This window comes from Endozoicomonas sp. ALC013, assembly GCF_049310205.1.
GTDB lineage: Bacteria > Pseudomonadota > Gammaproteobacteria > Pseudomonadales > Endozoicomonadaceae > Endozoicomonas.
Window position 1 is genome coordinate 1 of record NZ_JBLYNS010000246.1, and the last position, 4189, is coordinate 4189.

At 52.6% G+C, this 4189-nt stretch carries 2 protein-coding genes; both read right to left on the minus strand.

Annotation, left to right across the window (positions count from 1 at the left end):
* Positions 1-2904, minus strand: a 2904-nt coding sequence (locus ACO6V1_RS22620; RefSeq protein WP_422468727.1) for a DUF1601 domain-containing protein, incomplete at its 3' end; no start/stop codon positions are given.
* Between the two features lie 105 nt (positions 2905-3009).
* Positions 3010-4189: RAP domain-containing protein (locus tag ACO6V1_RS22625; RefSeq protein ID WP_422468729.1), on the minus strand; the 1180-nt coding region annotated here is incomplete at its 5' end.

Consider the following 4189-nt stretch of genomic DNA (forward strand, 5'->3'; position numbering starts at 1 on the left):
GGAGTCCAGAAACAACCTGGCACAGCATACCATTAATGCCCAGAGAGACATCGATATCTCTTTCTGAGAAAACTGAAGGTTCTTACTGATTCGATAGAGAAGCGATTCGAACGTAGAGGTAACCACGTTCAGCTCAATGAGTTCACCCAGTTTCGCCATGGCCCAAAGCAGATTAGCGATTTCCTGTGGTTTAAAGTTAGCTTTTTGTGCGTTCACGAGGGGCAACAGGGCGGCCACGGCCTCTTTGAGACCTGGTGACCGCTCCAGCCCGTTGTCCACCAGTTTTGCCATGGCCCAAAGCAGGTTGGCGATACCCTGCGGTTTAAAGTTAGCTTTTTGTCCATTCACGAGGGGCGTCAGCGCGGTCACGGCCTCGTTGAACCCTGGTGTCTGCTCCAGCCCGTTGTCTACCAGTTTCGCCATGGCCCACAGCAGGCTGGCAATATGCTGAGGAATAAATTGGTCTTTCTGTGCGTTCACATGGGGCAACAGTACGGCCACGGCCTTGTTAAGATCTGGTGTCCGCTTCTGCCCTTTGTCCACCAGTTTCGCCATGGCCCACAGCAGGTTGGCAATAGCCAGGGCATTAAACTGGTCTTTCTGTGTGTTCACGCAGGGCAACAACGCGGCCACAGCCTCTTTGAGCTCTGGTGTCTGCTCCTGCTCGTTGTCCACCAGTTTCGCCATGGCCCACAGCAGGTTGGCGATATGCTGAGGAATAAATTGGTTTTGCTGTGCGTTCACATGGGGCAACAGCGCGGCCACGGCCTCGTTGAGCACTGGTGTCTGCTCCTGCCCGTTGTCCACCAGTTTCGCCATGGCCCACAGCAGGTTGACGATTCCCTGGGCATTAAATTGGTTTTTCTGTGCATTCACGTGGGGTAACAGCGTGACCACCGCCCCTTTGAGCCCTGGTATTTGGTCCTGCCCGTTGTCCACCAGTTTCGCCATGGCCCACAGCAGGTTGGCAATGCCCTGGGCATCAAGTTGGTTTTTCTGTGCGTTCACGAGGGGCAACAGGGCAGCCACGGCCTCGTTGAGCTCTGGTGTCTGCTCCTGCCCGTTGTCCACCAGTTTCGCCATGGCACACAGCAGGTTGGTGATTGCCTGTGGTGTAAAGTTAGCTTTCTGTGCGTTCACGTGGGGCAACAGCACGGCCACGGCCTTGTTGAGATCTGGTGTCTGCTCGTGCCCTTTGTCCACCAGTTTCGCCATGGCCCACAGCAGGATGGCGATATCCTGGGGATTAAATTGGTCTTTCTGTGTGTTCACGCAGTGCAACAGCGCGGCCACAGCCTCGTTGAGCTCTGGTGTCTGCTCCTGCCCGTTGTCCACCAGTTTCGCCATGGCCCACAGCAGGTTGGAGATATGCTGAGGAATAAATTGGTTTTGCTGTGCGTTCACATGGGGCAGCAGCGCGGCCACGGCCTCGTTGAGCTCTGGTGTCTGCTCCTGCCCGTTGTCCACCAGTTTCGCCATGGCCCACAGCAGGTTGGTGATTCCCTGGGGATTAAATTGGTCTTTCTGTGCGCTCACGTGGGGTAACAGCGTGACCACCGCCTCTTTGAGCCCTGGTGTCCGCTCCAGCCCGTTGTTCGCCAGTTTCGCCATGGACCACATCAGGTTGGCAATGCCCTGGGCATTAAGTTGGTTTTTCTGTGCGTTTATGAGGGGCAACAGGGCGGCCACGGCCTCGTTGAGCTCTGGTGTCCGCTCCAACCCGTTGTCCACCAGTTTCGCCATAGCCCACAGCAGGTTGGCGATACCCTGGGCATTAAACTGGTCTTTCTGTGCGTTCACTTGGGGCAACAGCGCGGCCACGGCCTCGTTGAGTCCAGGTGTCCGCTCCAGCCCATTGTCCACCAGTTTCGCCATGGCCCACAGCAGGTTGGTGATATGCTGAGGAGTAAATTGATTTTTCTGTGCGTTCACGAGGGGCAACAGGGCGGCCACGGCCTCGTTGAGCCCAGGTGTCCGCTCCAGCCCGTTGTCCACCAGTTTCGCCAAGGCCCACAACAGGTTGGCGATAGCCTGAGGAATAAATTGGTCTTTCTGGACGTGTACGTGGGGCAACAACACGACCACAGCCTCTTTGAGTTCTGCTGTGCGCTCCAGCCCGTTGTCCACCAGTTTCGCCATGGCCCACAGCAGGTTGGCAATATGCTGAGGAATAAATTGGTCTTTCTGTGCGTTCACGTGGGGCAACAGTGCGCCCACAGCCGCGTTGAGCCCTGGTGTTCGCTCCTGCCCGCTGTCTACCAGTTTCGCCATAGCCCACAGCAGGTTGGCGATTTCCTGGGCACCAACATAGCTGGCTTCATGTTTTTGGTTGCACTTGAATATTATTGCATCAAGTATTGTTGACAATAAGGCAGCTTGAGTACGCCTGACACGCTCATCCAAGGGTTTATGAGGGGTAAAAACACCCGCTGAAGTAAATGAGTGGAGTGTCGTCGTCAGGCTTCGCCAATTCCAGCTCCGCGTTGCTGTGAAATTTTGCAGCAAACGCATCAGCTGGCTTTGTTCCACTCGATTTAAAGGCCTTTTAGACGCTGACGTGTATTTTTTAATGGAACTGGCATATAGGCCGTGATCTCTCCCATCATAGCGATGACCGAAACGATCCGATTTACTCACCAGACCAACCATTATTTCCTTTTTGGTGAGAGCATTAAAATTTTGAGCAGGGTTTACTGAACGGTGCAGTAGATATTGAGAAGGGCCTGCGGCAGCAGAATGGTAAGCTTTATTACGCCTCGGAGTTGTGCGTGGGGTATTATCCCTCTGTCTGACTGTGGCTTGTCTATATCGCCCACGCCTGTAAGCGGCACGGTCATTCGGTTGGTTATCATCATTACCTGATCTTGCGTATTGACCACTGACACCAGCAGAACTTCTATCCATAATTATATTTCATTAATTCATGAAAATATAAAAAGCAGACTGCTGTTCTGCTCAGAAGTTCATTTTGCGGAAAAGTTTACTTGAGTCATGATGGGAGGAAGGCGATTACTGGCTGTTTGTTTTCTTTCTCTTTGCCGGGTTGGTTTGCTCTGCTAAATGTTTTTCACCAGTCACGTATGCAGCATCTGCCCACCTTCTTTTAAGTGATACAGAGCCATGCTCCTGTGGCGGGATGCCTATCCTGGTCTTTATTTGATCAATGTATGGTTTCATTAAATCTTTGTTCAAAAGCCGTTTAGCCGGGATTTCAATGACCTCAAATCCTGCTTTTTGCAGCAGTGCGATTTTCAGCAGAGTTGAACCCTTCCTGGTTTTGAAATCACCACCCACGTAATGAGAGGGGCCTTGAACTTCAATCACAATGTTGTGATCTGTAAGTAGCAGGTCAACCGGAGGTAATGAGTTCAGACTCTTTTCTTCTTCAATCTTTAAAGAGGGCAGACATGATCGGAGTTGATCGCGGAAGTCGACCTGGGTTCTTGAAATGTTTGTCTGGTAATGGCGAACGACCGGACAGGCTCTGCCAAGCCAACTTGCGGCCATGAACATGATGGATTGATCATCTTCATTATCTGGCGATGTATTTTCCAGGCGAGTCAACAGGTCATCCATGTGCTTTTCAAACACATTATTTTTATTGGCATTGGAGTCTAGAGATAACCTGGCACAGCATACCATTACTCCCCAGAGAGACATCAATATCTCTTCCTGAGAAAACAGCAGGTTCTTACTGATTCGATAGACAAGCGATTCGAACGTAGAGATGACCAGGTTCCGCTCAATGAGTTCACCCAGTTTGGCCATGGCCCACAGCAGGTTGGCAATACCCTGGGCATTGAATTGGTCTTTCAGTGCGTTCACGAGGGGCAATAGCGTGACCACAGCCTCGTAGAGCCCTGGTGAGTGCTCCTGCCCGTTATCCACCAGTTTCGCCATGGCCCACAGCAGGTTGGCGATATGCTGATGAATAAACTGGTCTTTCTGTGCGTTCACTTGGGGCAACAGCACGGCCACGGCCTCGTTAAGACCTGGTGTCCGCTCCAGCCCTTTGTCCACCAGTTTCGCCATGGCCCACAGCAGGTTGGCGATACCCTGTGGTTTAAAGTGAGCTTTCTGTGCGTTCACGTGGGGCAACAGGGCAGCCACGGCCCTTTTCAGCCGTGGTGTCTGCTCCAGCCCGTTGTCCACCAGTTTCGCCATGGCCCACAGCAGGTTGGCGATGTGC